Consider the following 17006-nt stretch of genomic DNA (forward strand, 5'->3'; position numbering starts at 1 on the left):
TTCGCCATGCCGATCAACATTCTGATGCCCGCTTTGTCGCCGACCATGGAGAAGGGCAACCTTGCGAAGTGGCTGAAGAAGGAGGGCGACAAGGTCAAGAGCGGCGACGTGATCGCCGAGATCGAGACCGACAAGGCGACGATGGAAGTCGAAGCGGTCGATGAAGGCACGATCGCCAAGATCCTGGTGCCTGAAGGCACGCAGGACGTGCCGGTCAACGATGTGATCGCGGTGCTGGCCGGCGACGGCGAGGACGTTAAGGCGGCCGGCGCGGGCGCCGCGCAGGCCAAGCCTGAAGCAGCCAAGCCTGAAGCAGCCAAGCCTGATGCGGCCAAGGCTGATGCGGCCAAGGCTGAGGCCAAGGCCGAGCCAACGAAGCCCGAGGCGCCGAAGACGGATACAGCGAAGCCCGAGGCGCCGACCAAAGCTGAATCGTCGGCGCCAGCGCCGCGTCCCTCCGAACGTTCGAATTCGGCTCCGCCAGCCGCTGCTGAACCCGCGACGCAAAACGGCGCCCGCGTGTTCTCGTCGCCGCTGGCGCGGCGGCTCGCCAAGGACGCCGGCATCGAGCTGTCGCGGATCAACGGCACCGGCCCGCATGGCCGCGTCATCGCCCGTGACGTCGAGCAGGCCAAGGCCGGCGGCGGCCTGAAGGCGCCCGCGGCTGCTGCCACGCCGTCATCCGGCGCTGCGCCGGCGATCGCGCCGTCGATGTCGGATCAGCAGATCCGCGCCTTCTTCAAGGACGGCAGCTACGAGGAAGTGCCCCACGACAGCATGCGCAAGATTATCGCGCAGCGCCTTGTCCAGGCCAAGCAGACCATCCCGCATTTCTACCTGACGATGGACTGCAACCTCGACGCCCTGATGCTGGCGCGCGAGCAGATCAACGCCCAGGCGCCGAAGGATAAGGACGGCAAGCCGGCCTACAAGCTGTCGGTCAACGACTTCGTCATCAAGGCGCTGGCGATGGCGCTGCAGCGCGTGCCGGATGCCAACGTCACCTGGACCGAGGGCGCGATGCTGAAGCACCAGGGCTCCGACGTCGGCGTCGCCGTGTCGATCCCCGGCGGCCTGATCACGCCGGTGGTGCGCGACGCGCATCTCAAATCGGTGTCGACGATCTCGCGCGAGATGAAGGATTTCGCGGCGCGGGCCCGTAACCGCCGGCTCAAGCCGGAAGAATATCAGGGCGGCTCGACCGCGGTGTCCAATCTCGGCATGTACGGCATCAAGGACTTTGCCGCGGTGATCAATCCTCCGCACGCCACCATCCTGGCGGTCGGCGCCGGCGAGCAGCGCCCGATTGTTAAGGCCGGCAAGATCGAGGTCGCCACGATCATGAGCGTGACGCTGTCGACCGACCACCGCGCCGTCGACGGCGCGCTCGGCGCCGAACTGCTCGGCGCCTTCAAGGCGCTGATCGAAAATCCCGTGATGATGATCGTCTAAGTTCCCAAGGCTGCCATGTCCGACACCTCTTTCGACGTCATCATCATCGGCTCCGGACCCGGCGGCTACGTCGCGGCGATCCGGGCGGCGCAGCTCGGCTTCAAGACCGCGATCGTCGAGAAGACGCATCTTGGCGGCATCTGCCTGAACTGGGGCTGCATCCCCACCAAGGCGCTGCTGCGCTCGGCCGAGATCTATCACTACATGCAGCACGCCAAGGACTACGGGCTGTCGGCGGACAACATCAGCTACGATCCGAAGGCGGTGGTGCAGCGCTCACGCGGGGTGTCGAAGCGGCTCAACGACGGAGTCGGCTTCCTGATGAAGAAGAACAAGGTCTCGGTGATCTGGGGCCAGGCGACGATCGACGCGCCGGGCAAGATCACCGTCACCGCCTCCAGGACCGAGGCGCCGAAGGGCACGATTGGCCCGGGCAGTTATCAGGCCAAGCACATCATCGTCGCCACCGGCGCGCGGCCGCGGGCGCTGCCGGGGCTCGAGCCGGACAAGAAGCTGATCTGGACTTATTTCGAGGCGATGGTCCCTGAGAAGATGCCGAAGTCGCTGCTGGTGGTCGGCTCGGGCGCGATCGGCATCGAGTTCGCGTCGTTCTTCCACACCATGGGCTCCAAGGTCACCGTGGTCGAGGTGCTGCCGCAGATACTGCCGGTCGAAGACGCCGAGATCGCTACGCTCGCCCGCAAGCGGTTCGAGAAGCAGGGCATCCGGATTCTGTCCGGCACCAAGGTCACCAAGCTCGACAAGAAGGCCGACAGCGTCGTCGCTACCATCGACGCGGGCGACGGCAAGCCGTTCACCGAGGAATTCGAGCGGGTGATTTCTGCGGTCGGCGTCGTCGGCAATGTCGAGAACCTCGGGCTGGAGAAGCTCGGCGTCAAGATCGAGCGCGGCACCATCGTCACCGACGGCCTCGGCAAGACCAACGTCCCCGGCATCTACGCCATCGGCGACATCGCCGGGCCGCCGATGCTGGCCCACAAGGCCGAGCATGAGGGCGTGCTCTGTGTCGAGGCCATCAAGGGCCTGCACCCGCATCCGCTCGACAAGAGCCTGATCCCGGGCTGCACCTATTGCAATCCACAGATCGCCTCGGTGGGCCTCACGGAGGCCAAGGCGAAGGAGCAGGGCCGCGAGATCCGGGTCGGCCGTTTTCCGTTCACCGCCAACGGCAAGGCGATCGCGCTCGGCGAGGATCAGGGGCTGGTCAAGGTGATCTTCGACAAGACCACCGGCCAGCTGATCGGCGCGCATATGATCGGCGCCGAAGTCACCGAGCTGATCCAGGGCTACGTGGTGGCGATGAACCTCGAGACCACCGAGGAAGAGCTGATGCACACCATCTTCCCGCACCCGACGCTGTCGGAGATGATGAAGGAAGCCGTGCTGGACGCCTACGGCAAGGTGCTGAACGCCTAGTTCATCCTAATCAGGCGGTTAGCCAACCGATAGTGGTGGCTATCGAGCAACGTTTGTTGCGATTTCGCAACAGTTCCGGATCATTTAACCGTCTTTGACGGTCGCTGTTGCGCGCGCCGCTTTTTAGCCACACCGGTCAATGAGACCATCGTCCCAAGGCAGGCTCAACTCTGAATGGGCCGGTCGATGAAGTTCTCCACGGTTGGGGCTCTGGCCAGAACGGCCGGGATGCGAGTTAGTGATGGGCGCGAATCCGGACAGCAAGTCGAAGCTTCTCAGCCGGCCACACGCCGTGCGGGCTGGTGCTTCGCTCGGCTCCGACCTGCCGCATACATCCACTCGCCATTCGGCCGATGCTGCGCTGCATCGTGCGACAGACGGCGCGGGGACTACCAACTCCGGCGCCCGCAGTGTCGGCCCAGTCTTCAAAAAGACACCATATATCGCGGATTTGCAGCCGCCCGGCCGTGATGTCGCCAAAGACATAGATGATGCTGGCATCATACCGCTCCTGATGAAGACCCAGCTCGATCGTGACTTCCTGCACGGCGACCGCCTGACCCTTTTTGGCCGGACGATCTTCGAAGATCAGAAGTCTACGACGTGGACTCCGCATCATGAGGTGGTGCGGCGGACGCGGCAGCCGGTCCGAGAGATTGGCAGCGTCGGGCTACAGGGAAATCTCGTACCAGAAGGTGCGAACGTGAAGGTCGCGGGAATGTCGTACCTGCAGTTTTCAGAGCCCGTTCGTTGCTTCGGCGGCGAACGACCGGCTCGGGCCATGGCGATGTCGCCGGGGGCTATGCTGCACGGCGGCCACACTCCGGCGGCCCTGCCCGAGGCGGTCTCCTCTGACATTAATTTGACCGGCAATGATCTTCTGACGCGCACGTCCAAACGGACGGCTGATGCGACAGATCATCGTCGGAAGCGCTTTGGAATGATGCCCAGCTGGTCCGGTCCGCACTCCGCGGCGCCGCGGTCCGTCCGGGCGGGGCGGCCGAGAAGCATTGCTATGCGGATGTTCGAGCGTACAGTTGTTGTTGCGTGGGTATTGGGCGCGAGCGCCCTGACGCCGGCGCTTGCCTTCGAGGGTACTCCGGTAAGCCCCGAGAACACCACCATCCCTGTGGCGTCGTCGCAGCCCGGGACCGCGCCGGTGCTGAAGAAGGCGATCCCCGCCGAAACCGCCACGACCTCGCTGACCGCGTTGCAATATGCCGCCGAGGGCGGTCACCCGATTGCCCAATGGCGACTCGGCCGGATGTACGCCGACGGCAACGGCGTCGTGCAGGACGATCTGCGGGCGTTCGACTATTTCAGCAAGATCGCCAACGCCCACGCCGAGGACAGCCCGTCCGCGCCGCAGGCGGCGGTCATTGCCAACGCCTTTGTGGCGCTCGGCCGCTATTATCTCGACGGAATTCCGAATTCGAAGGTGAAGCGCGATCCGGAGCGGGCGCGCGAGATGTTCTCCTACGCCGCCTCGTATTTCGGCAACGCGGACGCGCAGTACGATCTGGCCCGGCTGTACATTGAAGGCATCGGCATGCCGCGCGATTTCCGCTACGGCGCGCGCTGGCTCGGATTGGCGGCGCAGAAGGGTCAGCATCAGGCCCAGGCGATGCTTGGCCAGTTGCTGTTCAACGGCGAGAAGTTGCCCAAGCAGGCTGCCCGCGGCCTGATGTGGCTGACGCTGGCTCGCGACAGCGCCGCGCCGGAGGAGACCTGGATCAAGGAGAGCTATAACCGGGCCTTCGCCAAGGCGTCCGACGACGACCGCGCGATGGCGTTGCAGATGCTCGAGCACTGGGTGCAAGGCCGGCGGGACTGACGCCGGCTCCGGCACGGAGCTGACCCGTGTCCTGTGTGCGGAGCGCCGGAGAGATAGCGGGGCAGGGCCCGGTCACTGAAAAGACGCGAGCATCTACAGCGCTTGTGTTTGCGGGCCGGCGTGCAGTCGGCCCGGGTCAGATCGCCAGATACTTCAGCCGTAATTCCTCGCTTTCGAGGACGTGTCGCGCCGATCCGTCGAACGCCACCTCGCCGGTGTCGAGGATCACCGCGCGGTCGGACAGTTCGAGCGCCGCCACGGCATTCTGCTCTACGATGATCGTGGTGATGCCGGCTGAGCGGACTTCCCGCAGGGCTTTGGCGATGTCGTGGCGGACCACCGGGGCGAGGCCCTCATAGGGCTCGTCGAGCAGCAGCAGCTTGAGGTCACGGGCCAGCGCGCGGGCGATCGCCAGCATCTGCTGTTCGCCGCCGGACATCGTCACGCCTTCCTGCTTGCGGCGCTCCGCGAGCCGCGGGAACAGCTCGTAGATTCGCTCGAACGGCCATCCGGCGCTGCCGGATATCACAGCGAGTTGCAGGTTCTGCTCCACCGTCATGCCTGGGATGATGCGGCGATCTTCCTGCACCAGCTGGATGCCGGCCTGCGCCGCAACGTAGTTCGGCTTGCCGTGCAGCCTGACGCCGTCGAGGATCACTTCGCCGGACACCAATTCGGGGGTTGACGCTCGCGCGATCGAGCGCAGCGTGGAAGTCTTGCCGGCGCCGTTGCGGCCGAGCAGGGCCAGGATCTCGCCTTTGTTCAGCGTGAACGAGACGTTCTGCACGATGTAGCTGTCGCCGTAATAGGCGTTGAGGTTGTGACAGCTGAAATATGGCGCCTCGCCCGAATGGGTGGCGTGCGGCCGTTCGGCAGTCCTCGTCGTCATACTTGCTCCTCGCCGAGATAGGCTTCGATCACTTTCGGATTGCCCTTGATCTCGTCGGGCACGCCCTGCGCGATGACGCGGCCGCCGGCCAGCACGGTGATGCGGTCGGCGAGCGAGAACACCACGTGCATGTCGTGTTCGATGATCACGATGGTCATGCCCGACTGCTTGATCTGCCGCAGGATCTCGATGGTGGCGTTGGTGTCGGCGCGCGCCATGCCGGCGGTCGGCTCGTCGAGCAGCAGCAGCTTCGGCTTCTGCACCAGCCCCATCACCAGTTCGAGCCGGCGCTTGTCGCCGCGCGAAAGCGCGCCGGCCAGGTGATAGAGGTGCTCGCCAAGCCCACGATCGCGCAGCGCCTGAACGGCGCGCTGACCGATCTCGCCCTGTTCGTCGAACCGCGACACCAGCTTCAGCCGAAAAGCGCCGTCCTGATGCGACAGCATCGCCATCATCACGTTTTCCAGCACGGTCAGGTCGCCGAATATCTCGGGTGTCTGAAACACTCGCGCCACGCCGAGCTGGTTGATCTCATAGGGTTTCAGCCCTGTGAGCTGCGTGCCGTGGAACATCACCTTGCCCTGCGTCGGAGGCAGGACGCCGACGCAGACGTTCAGCAGCGTCGACTTGCCGGCGCCGTTGGGGCCGATGATGGCGTGGGTCTCACCTTCGCGGATGTCGAGATGCACGTCCGCCAAAGCATGCAAGCCGGCGAAGGTCTTGTGGACGTGGTCGATGTGCAGAACGATATCGCTATCCGCGATCATGACACGGCCCTCGCTTTCTGTTCGGCGGCGTTGTGCTCGATCTCGGCGCTGCGATCGTGCGTCGGCATCTCTTCGATCACGGTCTCGCCGAGGCCGTCGCGCTGCGGCGAGTCGCCGAGCGATTTGACCTTCGGCGTGTGCTTGAGGCCGATCAGCCTGTTGACGCCTTCCATGACGCCGCCGGGCAGGAAGATCACGACAGCCATGAACAGCAGGCCGAGCGTGAGCTGCCAGCCTTCGCCGACGAACAGGCTGGTCACGTTCACCACGCTGTCGCGCACGCCGTCGGGCAGGAACGAGAACATCTTCGTGAGCTGCTGATTGTTATAGGCGGAGAAGATGTTCTCGAAATACTTGATGATCCCCGTGCCGACGACCGGCCCGAGCAGCGTTCCGGCGCCGCCCAGGATGGTCATCAGCACGACCTCGCCCGACGCGGTCCACTGCATGCGTTCGGCGCCCGCGAGCGGGTCGGTGGCGGCGAGCAGGGAGCCGGCCAGACCGGCGAACATGCCGGAGATCACGAAGGCGGACAGCAGATAGGGTCGGGTGCTGTAGCCGGTGTAGCCCATCCGGTTCTGGTTCGATTTGATGGCACGCAGCGTCATGCCGAACGGCGAGCGGAAGATCGCGATCGACAGCCCGAACGCCGCCACCAACACCGCGCCGCAGATGTAGAATCCGGTCCAGCCGGTAATCGGCAGGCCGAACAGTGACGGCATCGGCGAGGAGTAGCCGATCGCCGCGTCGAGCACGCGCGGGTCGTCGCGCAGCACGCGCAGGCCGGTCTCGCCATTGGTGATCGGCGTCAGCACCGAGTATGCCATGTTGTAGCACATCTGCGCGAACGCGAGCGTCAGGATCGAGAAGTAGATCCCGGAGCGGCGCAGCGAGACGAAGCCGATCGCCAGCGCGAGCAGGCCGGCGAGCAGCACCGACAGCGCCACCGCCGGCAGCAACTCCATCGACACCAGCTTGAACGACCACACTGCTGCGTAGGAGCCGACGCCGAGGAATGCGGCGTGGCCGAACGACAGATAGCCGGTGAGGCCGAACAGGATGTTGAAGCCGATCGCGAAGATGCCGTAGATCGCGAACTTCTGCAGCAAGTCCGGGTATCCCGCCCCGATCGGGGTGAAGATGATCGGCCCCAGGGCGACCATCACGGCGAAACCGATCAGCAGCGCGATATCGGCGAATTTGGAGGTGTGCTTCATCTGATCAGCTCTCCATCACGCCCTTGCGGCCCAGCAACCCGCGCGGCCGAACCAGCAGGACCACGACCGCGATCAGATAGAGGACGATCTGATCGATGCCTGGTAGCAGCGCCTTGACCTCGTTCATCGAGGCGAACGACTGCAGAATACCGAGCAGAAATCCGGCCAGCACCGCGCCGGGCAGCGAGCCCATGCCGCCGACCACGACGACGACGAAGGACAGCACCAGAAAATCCATGCCCATGTGGTAGTCCGGCGGCACGATCGGCGTGTACATCACGCCAGCCAGCCCGGCGACGACCGCCGCGAGGCCGAACACGATTGTGAAGCGGCGCTCGATATTGATGCCGAGCAGGCCGACGGTTTCGCGATCCTGCATGCCGGCGCGCACCACCATGCCGAAGGTGGTGAGTTGCAGAAACGCGAAGACCAGCGCAATCACCGCCAGCGAGAAGCCGAGATACACGATGCGCCAGTAGGGATACACGATGGTGTCGGTGATCTGCAGCGAACCGGAGAACATCGCGGGCGCCGACTGAGCGATCGGATTGGCGCCGAAGAAGTGCTTGACGATCTCCTGCAACACGATGGCGAGGCCGAAGGTCACCAGGATCTGGTCGGCGTGCGGGCGCTTGTAGAAAAACCGGATCAGACCCCGCTCGATCAGGATGCCGATCAGCAGCATCACAGGAATTGCGACCAGGATCGAGACCGGCACCGAATAGTCGATCAGCACCTTGCCCCAATCGCCCAGCATGTCCTGGACGTAGGGCGTCTTGATCTCGAGCGGGCTGCCCCAGGGGGTGGTGCGCGTCGGATCGACTTTGACGATCTCGAGGGTCAGCAGCTTGTTGAAGACCACTGCGCAGAAAGCGCCGAGCATGAACAGCGCCCCGTGGGCGAAGTTCACCACGCCGAGCGTGCCGAAGGCGAGTGTCAACCCGAGCGCGATCAGCGCGTAGGCGCCGCCCTTGTCGAGGCCGTTCATGATCTGCAGAAGGATGGCGTCCATACCGCGTCAGTCTCCCTGTGTCCGCCGCCTTGATCGGCGTACGTCCATCTCCAATCCCCGGCAGCCGAGCCCGGCCGCCGTTGATCCACGATTTCGTCGATGAGTTCGTCCGGTCCTGGCAGCTTGACGTCACGCCGGCGCGACGGAGCAGGTCGCCAGACACGCGGCGGTCGGCTGCACCGGGGCGCAACCGACCGGTCGACATCTGGCGCGGCGACGCCTCCAGCGCCGCAGTGCGATCAGATCAGCCGCAGGCCTTGGCGTCCTTGGAGCCGAGTTCGCCGCCGAAGATGCTCGGATCGTAGGTCACCTGCGATGCCGGCACGATCTTCTTCACTTCCAGCAGATCGAACTTGTCCTTGGGCTTTTCCTTGCCCTGCACAACCAGCACGTCTTTGAAGCACTGGTGATCGGCGGCGCGGTACAGCGTCTTGCCGTTGCCCGTGCCGTCGAACTCGAAGCCCTCCAACGCCGCGATCACCTTCGACGGATTGAAGGTGCCGGCGCGCTCGACGGCGTCGGCATAGAGGATGGCCTGGACGTAGCAAGTTTGTGCGGCTTGCGACGGCGGTGTGCCGTAAGCAGCGCCGAACGACTTGGTGAACGCGGCGGTCGCGGGGTCTTCCAGCTTCCAGTCCCAGTTTGCGGTGCCGTAGATGCCCTTGATCGCGTCGCCGGCGCCTTGCGCCATCAGTTCGGAGAACAGCGGCACCACGATTTCGAACTTCTTGCCGTTCGCCATCTTATCGCGCAGGCCGAATTGCACCGCCTGGGTCAAGGAGTTGATCATATCCTTGCCGTAGTGGTTGAGGATCAGCACGTCGGCGCCGGAGTTCAACACCGGGGTGATGTACTGCGAGAAGTCTGCTGCGCCGAGCGGCGTACGCACGGCCTTGACGGTCTTCCAGCCCTGTTTCTCGGTTGCGTCCTTGATCGACTCTTCCTGGGTCCAGCCCCAGGTGTAGTCCGCGGTCAAATGATAGGCCTGACGGTCCTTGCCGTAGGCTTCGGCAAGCACCGGACCGAGCGCCACGCCTGACATGTACGCATTGAAGAAATGGCGGAAACCGTAGGCGCGCTTGTCCTTGCCAGTGGTGTCGTTGGAGTGGGTCAGGCCCGCCATGAAAATCACACCGATGTCCTGGCACAGCGACTGCACCGCGACGGCTTCGGCCGACGACGAGCCGCCGGTAATCATGATCGCGCCGTCCTTCTCGACCATGCGCTTGGCCGAGGCACGTGCCGCGTCCGCCTTGGTCTGAGTGTCGCCGGAAACGAAAGTGACCTTCTTGCCGAGAATGCCGTTGCCCTTGAGCGCCAGCGGCTTCATGGTTTTGAGCATGCCGCCGTCGCCCTCGCCATTGAGGTGCTTTACGGCCAGCTGATAGGCCTTCAGCTCGTCCATGCCTTCGTCCGCATAGGCGCCCGATTGCGGCACGTTGAAGCCGAACACCACGTCTTTGCCTTTGGGCATGTTGCAGAACTCATCCGCCCAGGCGTCGCGAATGAAAAACGTCGGTGTGGCCAGCGCGGCGGCGCCGGCGAGGCCAGTCTTGAGAATGCGTCGTCGATTAATGATGAGCTTGTCGTGGGCCATGTTTCCTCCTCGGTGATCGACTAAAACGGCGCCTCTTGTTACCGATGATCACACGCGTGCGTGACCGTACGGCCCAAGCTTTGGTCGCCTTGTTTGTCGCATGGTCGTGGGCCGAGCCTGAATCCGTCAACCACTACGTTTGGTGTAGATCGCTGCTAATTGCAGTCGCGGTAGTAATCGTTGGTGCGATGCGATCAAGCTGCGGCGAAACGCGCAACGGCACCTGCAGGCAGATCTTTTCAAAGCGGCGCCGGCTGACGGTGCGGATGGTGCGCGGTGGCGCAGCAATTAGCAGGAGGTGGACTATTCGCGTCAAATGGCCGCGGTCGTGCGTTGCTGATAGGAGGTAAATACTGATCGAACAGAGCGAGGGCTCTGACGTTTGGGCTGAAGCGGTTTGAAAATCGTCGAACGACGCGTCAGCGTGGTGAGCCGGATGGGGCAGTCAAGCGTGAGCTGCGGAAGCAGGTAATACCTGCGACATTTCGGACTACTGAGCCCCCTGTAAGCAACGCATCGTACGACAATGGACGATTGCTGATCTCATCGGGCAATCGCGACGAGCCCGCCGCTTGCTGGCGCGGCGGCGTCGGCGATACATCAACCCGATCGCGGGCGTCTGCTCAGGCCGTCTCCAGATCGAAATCCGCCCACACCGGGACATGGTCGGACGGCTTCTCCCAATTCCGCACATAACTGTCGATGCCGACGCCGCGCAGGCGATCGGCGGCCTGCGGGGACAACAGCAGGTGGTCGATGCGGATGCCCCAGTTCTTCTGCCAGGCACCGGCCTGGTAGTCCCAGAACGTGTATTGGCCGGGCGCGTCGGTCGTGGCGCGGAGCGCGTCGGTCAGGCCGAGGCCGAGCAGGGCCTGAAAGCTCTCCCGCGTTTCCGGCCGGAACAGCGCGTCGTTGACCCAGGCGGCCGGGTTGTGAACGTCTTCAGGCTGCGGAATCACGTTGAAGTCGCCGGCCAGGATCAGCGGCTCCTCGGTTTTCATCCGCTCCTTCGAATATTGAAGGAGCCGTGACATCCAGCTCAGCTTGTAGGGATATTTCTCGCTGCCGACCGGGTTGCCATTGGGCAGATACAGGCACGCGACCCGAACCACCCCGCGCTTCAGCGAGATCACGCCCTCGAGGAAACGGGCATGAACGTCGCTCTCATCGCCGGCGAGCCGCGGCGTGGCTTCTTCAAGCGGATGCTTCGACAGCAGAGCGACGCCATTGAACGTCTTCTGGCCATGAGTGACGACGTTGTAGCCGAGCGCCTCGATCGGCTCGCGCGGGAACGCCTCGTCGACGCATTTGATCTCCTGCAGGCAGACCACGTCCGGCTGGCAATCGTTCAGCCAGGTCAGCAGGTGGTCCAGCCGCTGTCGGATCGAGTTCACGTTCCAGGTCGCGATCCGCATGTCGTTATCCGCTCGTTCAAAATTTCCGCCGCTGCCATACCATGCCCTGCGCCGCTGTGATAAGTCTTTGTAAAATCGAGACCTAATTTTGCAGATGCGGGGACGGGCGCTGCGTCGCCCCGCGACAGGCTGACACGGAGTGTCATGACGAAGCGTCGCTGGATCATCATCGCCATCGTGCTCGCCGCAGGCGGCTTCGCGGCCTACGAATTGCGGCCGTATTGGATGGCCGACCAAAAAGTGGCTGCGAAAGCTGCGCCGCGAGCGCGCGTGGTGGCGGTTGATAGCGCTAAAGCGGTCCGCAAGCCGGTTCCGATCGATGTCGACGCCATCGGCATGGTGACGCCGATCTCCAGCGTGGCGCTGAAGTCGCGGCTCGAGACCACGATCGTGGGCGTCCATTTCGAAGATGGGGCGCGGGTGAAGGAGGGCGATCTGCTGTTCACGCTCGACGCGCGGCAGATCGACGCCCAGATCGAACAGGCCGAGGGCAATCTGGCCCGTGACCGCGCCCAGCTCGCCGGTGCGGAACGTGATCTGCGTCGCTACAACGAGCTGATCGGGAAGGGGGCTACCACCCAGGTCAATCTCGACAACGCCAAGACCCAGGCCGACATTCTTGCCGGCACCATCAAGGGTGCGCAATCGGCGCTCGACAATCTTCGGGTCCAGAAGAGCTACACCACGATCCGCGCGCCGTTCCCGGGGCGGATTAGCGCGGCCAACGTCAAGATCGGCAATTTCGTGCGCCCCGCCGACACCGCGCCGCTCGCGACGATCAACCAGATGGCCCCGGTGTATGTCAGCTTCGCCGTGCCGCAGCGGGTGCTTGCCGATCTCCGCGACGCGATGGCCGCCGGAACCACCCGAGTGGTCGCGACAATTCCAGGCAGTGGGCGATCGGAGGAAGGCAAGGTGGCGATGGTGGAGAATACCGTCGACGCCGCCACCGGCATGGTGATGGTCCGCGGCATCATGGACAATGGCAACGAGACGCTGTGGCCGGGTACGCTGGTCAACACCAAGCTGACGATCCGTACCGAGGAGGCCGTCGCTGTTCCGACGGTCGCCGTGCAGCGCAGCCAGAGCGGCAACTTCGTCTTCGTCATCAAAGATGGGGCGGCTCATGTGCAGCCCGTCAAGGTCAGCCGTACCCATCAGGGCGAGACCGTGATCGCCGAAGGCCTTGCCGGTGGCGAGGACGTGGTGACCGACGGCCAATTGCTGCTGTCGGAGGGCACCAGGGTCGAGCCGCGCAGCCGCAAGGCCGGAGCCTGAGAAGATGACCTTGTCCGAGCTGTGTATCCGTCGGCCGGTGATGACGACGCTGATCACCGCGTCGCTGATCGTGTTCGGGCTGTTCGGCTACCGGCTGCTGCCGGTGTCGGCGTTGCCCAAGGTCGACTTTCCGACCATCGCGGTGACGGCGACGCTGCCGGGCGCCAGCGCAGATACGATGGCGGCTTCGGTCGCTGGGATCATCGAGCGACAGCTCTCGACTATCGCCGGCATCTCGTCGATGTCGTCGAACTCGTCGCAAGGCACGTCAGTCATCACCATCCAGTTCGATCTCGGCCGCAACATCGACGCGGCAGCGCTCGACGTCCAGACTGCGCTGACGATCGCGCAGCGGCGGCTGCCGATCGAAATGACGACGCCGCCGAGCTTCCGCAAGGTGAACCCCGCGGAGTTTCCGGTGCTGTTCGTGGCGTTGAGTTCGGCGACGCTGCCGCTGTCGGCCGTCAACGAATATGGCGACATCACCATCGGCCAGGCGCTGTCGCAGATTCCCGGCGTCGCCCAGGTGGTGATCTACGGGCCGCAGAAATTCGCCGTCCGGGTGCAGGCCGATCCCGAAGCCGCGGCGGCGCGCGGCCTGTCGCTCGAAGATATCCGCGCCGCGGTCGCGCGCGCCAACTCGTCGACGCCGGTCGGCACCATGAGCGGCCCGAAGCAGGACTTCGTGCTACAGGCCTCCGGCCAGATGGACAAGGCCGCCGACTATCGCCAGATCGTGGTGGCGTGGCGCAACGGCTCGCCGGTCAAACTCGACGAGGTTGCGCGGATCTACGACAGCGTCGAGAACGACCGGCTCGCGACCTGGCTGAACGACGACCGCGCCATCGTGCTGGCGATCCAGAAGCAGCCCGACGCCAACACGGTCGCTGTGGTCGATCTGGTGCGCGAGCGCTTGCCCTCGCTGCGCGCGCAAATCCCGCCGTCGGTCGAGATGACGGTGACGATGGATCGCTCGATCTCGGTGCGGCAGGCCGTGTTCGACGTCCAGGAGACGCTGGCGATCGCCGTGGTCTTGGTCGTGCTGGTGATCTTCCTGTTCCTGCGCAAGGCGTCCGCGACCTTCATCCCGGCGCTGGCGGTGCCGATCTCGCTGCTCGGCACCTTCGCCGTGATGTACATGCTCGACTTCTCGATCAACAACATGACGCTGCTGGCGCTGACGCTGTCGGTCGGCTTCGTGGTCGATGACGCCATCGTCATGCTCGAGAACATCATGCGGCACATCGAGGACGGCATGCGGCCGTTCGAGGCGGCGCTGAAGGGCGCCCGCGAGATCGGCTTCACCATCATCTCGATCACGCTGTCGCTGATCGCGGTGTTCATCCCGGTGCTGCTGATGGGCGGCATCGTCGGCCGGGTGTTCCGTGAGTTCGCTGTCACCATCTCGATCGCCATCCTGGTGTCCGGCTTCGTGTCGCTGACGCTGACGCCGATGCTGTGCGCGCGGATGCTCAAGGCGCACGATCCGCACAAGCGCGAGAACGTCGTGCTGCGCGCCTTCGAGGCGATGTTCGCGGCCTGGCTGCGCAGCTACGAATGGGCGCTCGACAAGGTGCTGGCGCACAAGTTCCTGATGCTGCTGGTCACCTTCGCGACGCTCGGCGGCACGATCTATCTGTACATGGTGGTACCGAAGGGGTTCTTTCCGCAGGAGGACACCGGCTTCCTGATCGGCGTTACCGAGGCGGCGACCGACACCTCGTTCGAGGCGATGAAGGAGCGCCAGCTGGCACTGGTGCAGATCCTCCGCGAGGATCCGGCGGTCGACTACATCAACAGCACGGTCGGCGCCGGCGGGCCCAATCCGACCGCGAATTACGGCCGGCTGTTTGTCGGCCTGAAGCCGATCAAGGAGCGCGATCCCGCACCGAAGGTGATCTCACGGCTGCGCCAGCAGGCGGCGCAGGTGCCCGGCATTCAGGCGTTCTTCCAGAGCATCCAGAACCTCAACGTCGGCGGCCGCATTTCCAAGAGCCAGTATCAGTACGTGATGCAGGGCAGCGACACAGAAGCGCTGTACCGTCTCGCGCCCGAGATGCGCGACAAGATCGCCAAGCTGCGGGGCCTGCTCGACGTCACCACCGACCTCTACATCCGCAATCCGCAGATGACGGTGGAGATCGACCGCGAGAAAGCCGCGGTTTACGGCATCACCGTCGATCAGGTCCGCAACCAGTTGTATAACGCCTACGGCTCGCGGCAGATCGGCACGATCTACACGCCGACCAACGATTATCAGATCATCCTCGAGGTGCAGCCGCAGTTCCGCGTCGATCCGAACGATCTGTCGAAGCTGTACCTGAAGACGGCCAACAACCAGACTATCCCGATCGAGGCGGTGGCGCGGATGGTGCCGAGCATCGGCGCGCTGCAGATCAATCACCAGGGCCAGCAGCCCGCGGTGACGATCTCCTTCAATCTCGCGGAGGGCCGTTCGCTCGGCGAGGCGGTCGATCGCATCACCCAGATCGAGCGTGAGTCGAATCTGCCGGCGACGATCTTCACCGGCTTCTCCGGCACCGCGCAGGTGTTTCAGGAGAGCTTGCGCGGGCAGGGCGTCCTGATCCTCGCCGCGGTGTTCGCCGCCTTTGTGATCCTCGGCATCCTCTACGAGAGCTTCATCCATCCGATTACGATCATTTCCGGCCTGCCGTCGGCCGGCATCGGCGCGATCCTGACGCTGATGCTTTTTAAGATGGAGTTGTCGGTGATCGCGATGATCGGCATCGTTATGCTGGTCGGCATTGTCAAGAAGAACGCCATCATGATGGTTGACTTCGCACTGGAGCGGCGCCGGGTCGGGCTGTCTGCCGAACATGCGATCCGCGAAGCGGCGCTGCTGCGCTTCCGGCCGATCATGATGACGACGCTGGCGGCGATCTTCGGCACGCTGCCGATCGCCCTCGGCGCGGGCGCCGGCGCCGAACTGCGCCAGCCGCTCGGCGTTGCTGTGGTCGGCGGCCTGCTGGTGTCGCAGTTACTGACGCTGTTTATCACCCCGGTGATCTACATCTATCTCGACAAGATCGACCGCAAGCTGAAGCGCCGGCTCGAGCCGCAGCTCGAGGAGCTGCCGGAGGACCGCCCGCGCGCGGTGGCGGCGGAATAGGTTGTCAGCTAAAGTTAGGATGGAGGGAGTAGGTCAATGCAGGATCGCATCGTTCTCGACCCGTCTGTGCAAGCCGGTAAGCCGGTGATCCGCGGTACGCGCATTTCTGTGGAGTTCGTCATCGGGTTGATGGCCGACGGCTGGACCCAAGCAGATATCATTGCAAACTACCCGACGCTGACGCCGGATGACATCGCGGCCTGTTTGGCCTATGCGCGAGACGTTCTGCAGTCCGAGCGGGTTTTCCCTGCGGCATGACGTGCGCTTCCTTGCCGACGAGAATATCCCGCGCTCCCTCGTGCAATCGTTGCTCGACGAGGGCCATGATGTTGTCCGGATCGGAACGCTTGCCGCTGGTGCCAGCGACCCGACTGTCCTTGAGCTTGCACGGCGCGAAGGCCGAGTCGTTCTAACCTTCGACAAGGATTTCGGCGAGTTGGCGCGGGCATCCAAGCTTGGATCACCCTCCGGCGTCGTTCTGTTCAGACTGCCGATCACGCCTTCGGATGGCGCGCGCCTGGCGCGTATCGTTTCGAGCCGCAGCGATTGGAGCGGCCATTTTGCGGTGGTCGATTCTCACCGTGTTCGAATCAAGCCCTTACCTATCTTGGACTAAATCGAAAAACTCGTCCCGCAGCCGCACGACGCTGTGGCGTTCGGGTTGTTGACCCGGAACGAGGCGCCGATCAGATCGTCGACGAAGTCGACTTCGGAGCCGGCTAGGAACGGTACCGAGGCTGAATCGACCAGCACCACCGCGCTGTCGCGGGCGATGACGAGGTCGTCGTCGGTCTTGGCGCGCTCGACGTCGAATTTGTACTGGAAGCCGGAACAGCCCCCACCTTCGACGCTGATGCGCAGCATCGCGCCGTCGCCTTCGCCCTTGAGGATTTCGCCGATCCGGCGCGCCGCGCGCTCGCTGATGGTGACGCTGCTGTCGGTCATCTGTCGCTCCGTATCCCGAACTGGGATTGTGCC

14 protein-coding genes and 1 pseudogene are annotated in these 17006 nt (G+C 64.1%); 8 read left to right on the forward strand and 7 right to left on the reverse strand.

The window, feature by feature from the left end; translation table 11 throughout:
• The first annotated feature begins 6 nt into the window (after positions 1-6).
• From D4Q52_RS17580 to D4Q52_RS17595, 4 genes and pseudogenes are all read left to right on the forward strand, one after another.
• Entirely contained in the window at positions 7-1452 is a 1446-nt protein-coding gene (locus tag D4Q52_RS17580; protein WP_119857869.1) for a pyruvate dehydrogenase complex dihydrolipoamide acetyltransferase, read from the forward strand.
• Positions 1453-1467: 15 nt separating this feature from the next.
• Positions 1468-2889: a dihydrolipoyl dehydrogenase gene (gene lpdA / locus D4Q52_RS17585; RefSeq protein WP_119857870.1), complete on the forward strand. Its 1422-nt coding sequence runs from the start codon at positions 1468-1470 to the stop codon at positions 2887-2889.
• Positions 2890-3301: 412 nt separating this feature from the next.
• Positions 3302-3664: pseudogene (locus tag D4Q52_RS17590) on the forward strand (dihydroxy-acid dehydratase); the annotation flags it as partial.
• A gap of 240 nt (positions 3665-3904) precedes the next feature.
• Positions 3905-4723, forward strand: a complete 819-nt coding sequence (locus D4Q52_RS17595; RefSeq protein ID WP_119857916.1) for a tetratricopeptide repeat protein — start codon at positions 3905-3907, stop codon at positions 4721-4723.
• A gap of 136 nt (positions 4724-4859) precedes the next feature.
• Here the strand turns inward: D4Q52_RS17595 and D4Q52_RS17600 are convergent, their stop codons facing one another.
• From D4Q52_RS17600 to xth, 6 genes are all read right to left on the reverse strand, one after another.
• Positions 4860-5612 carry an ABC transporter ATP-binding protein gene (locus D4Q52_RS17600; RefSeq protein ID WP_119857871.1) on the reverse strand — a complete coding sequence of 251 codons (753 nt, stop codon included), beginning with the start codon at positions 5610-5612 and terminating at the stop codon, positions 4860-4862.
• Positions 5609-6379 (reverse strand): ABC transporter ATP-binding protein, encoded by a 771-nt coding sequence (locus D4Q52_RS17605; protein WP_119857872.1) that lies wholly within the window; start codon positions 6377-6379, stop codon positions 5609-5611. The genes D4Q52_RS17600 and D4Q52_RS17605 overlap by 4 nt, the downstream gene beginning before the upstream one ends.
• Entirely contained in the window at positions 6376-7596 is a 1221-nt protein-coding gene (locus D4Q52_RS17610) for a branched-chain amino acid ABC transporter permease (RefSeq protein WP_119857873.1), read from the reverse strand. The genes D4Q52_RS17605 and D4Q52_RS17610 overlap by 4 nt, the downstream gene beginning before the upstream one ends.
• Before the next feature lie 4 nt (positions 7597-7600).
• On the reverse strand, positions 7601-8608 hold the full coding sequence (locus D4Q52_RS17615; protein WP_119857874.1) for a branched-chain amino acid ABC transporter permease: 1008 nt from the start codon (positions 8606-8608) through the stop codon (positions 7601-7603).
• 244 nt (positions 8609-8852) lie between these two features.
• On the reverse strand, positions 8853-10205 hold the full coding sequence (locus D4Q52_RS17620; protein ID WP_119857875.1) for a substrate-binding protein: 1353 nt from the start codon (positions 10203-10205) through the stop codon (positions 8853-8855).
• A 623-nt stretch (positions 10206-10828) separates the two neighbouring features.
• Positions 10829-11620, reverse strand: a complete 792-nt coding sequence (xth, locus tag D4Q52_RS17625) for an exodeoxyribonuclease III (RefSeq protein ID WP_119857876.1) — start codon at positions 11618-11620, stop codon at positions 10829-10831.
• 144 nt (positions 11621-11764) lie between these two features.
• On the opposite strand from xth, the gene D4Q52_RS17630 reads away from it, so the two are divergent.
• The 4 genes from D4Q52_RS17630 to D4Q52_RS17645 are packed head-to-tail and all read left to right on the forward strand — an operon-like array spanning position 11765 to position 16644.
• On the forward strand, positions 11765-12898 hold the full coding sequence (locus tag D4Q52_RS17630) for an efflux RND transporter periplasmic adaptor subunit (RefSeq protein WP_119857877.1): 1134 nt from the start codon (positions 11765-11767) through the stop codon (positions 12896-12898).
• A 4-nt stretch (positions 12899-12902) separates the two neighbouring features.
• Positions 12903-16028 (forward strand): efflux RND transporter permease subunit, encoded by a 3126-nt coding sequence (locus D4Q52_RS17635; protein WP_119857878.1) that lies wholly within the window; start codon positions 12903-12905, stop codon positions 16026-16028.
• A 36-nt stretch (positions 16029-16064) separates the two neighbouring features.
• Positions 16065-16286 (forward strand): DUF433 domain-containing protein, encoded by a 222-nt coding sequence (locus tag D4Q52_RS17640; RefSeq protein ID WP_119857879.1) that lies wholly within the window; start codon positions 16065-16067, stop codon positions 16284-16286.
• Positions 16240-16644, forward strand: a complete 405-nt coding sequence (locus D4Q52_RS17645) for a DUF5615 family PIN-like protein (RefSeq protein ID WP_210210146.1) — start codon at positions 16240-16242, stop codon at positions 16642-16644. The genes D4Q52_RS17640 and D4Q52_RS17645 overlap by 47 nt, the downstream gene beginning before the upstream one ends.
• Here D4Q52_RS17645 and erpA read toward each other — a convergent pair.
• Positions 16641-16973, reverse strand: a complete 333-nt coding sequence (erpA, locus tag D4Q52_RS17650; protein WP_119857881.1) for an iron-sulfur cluster insertion protein ErpA — start codon at positions 16971-16973, stop codon at positions 16641-16643. The two genes, D4Q52_RS17645 and erpA, sit on opposite strands and share 4 nt — an antisense overlap.
• Positions 16974-17006: the final 33 nt, after the last annotated feature.

This window comes from Rhodopseudomonas palustris (genome assembly GCF_003591005.1).
Taxonomy (GTDB): Bacteria; Pseudomonadota; Alphaproteobacteria; order Rhizobiales; family Xanthobacteraceae; genus Rhodopseudomonas; species Rhodopseudomonas palustris_K.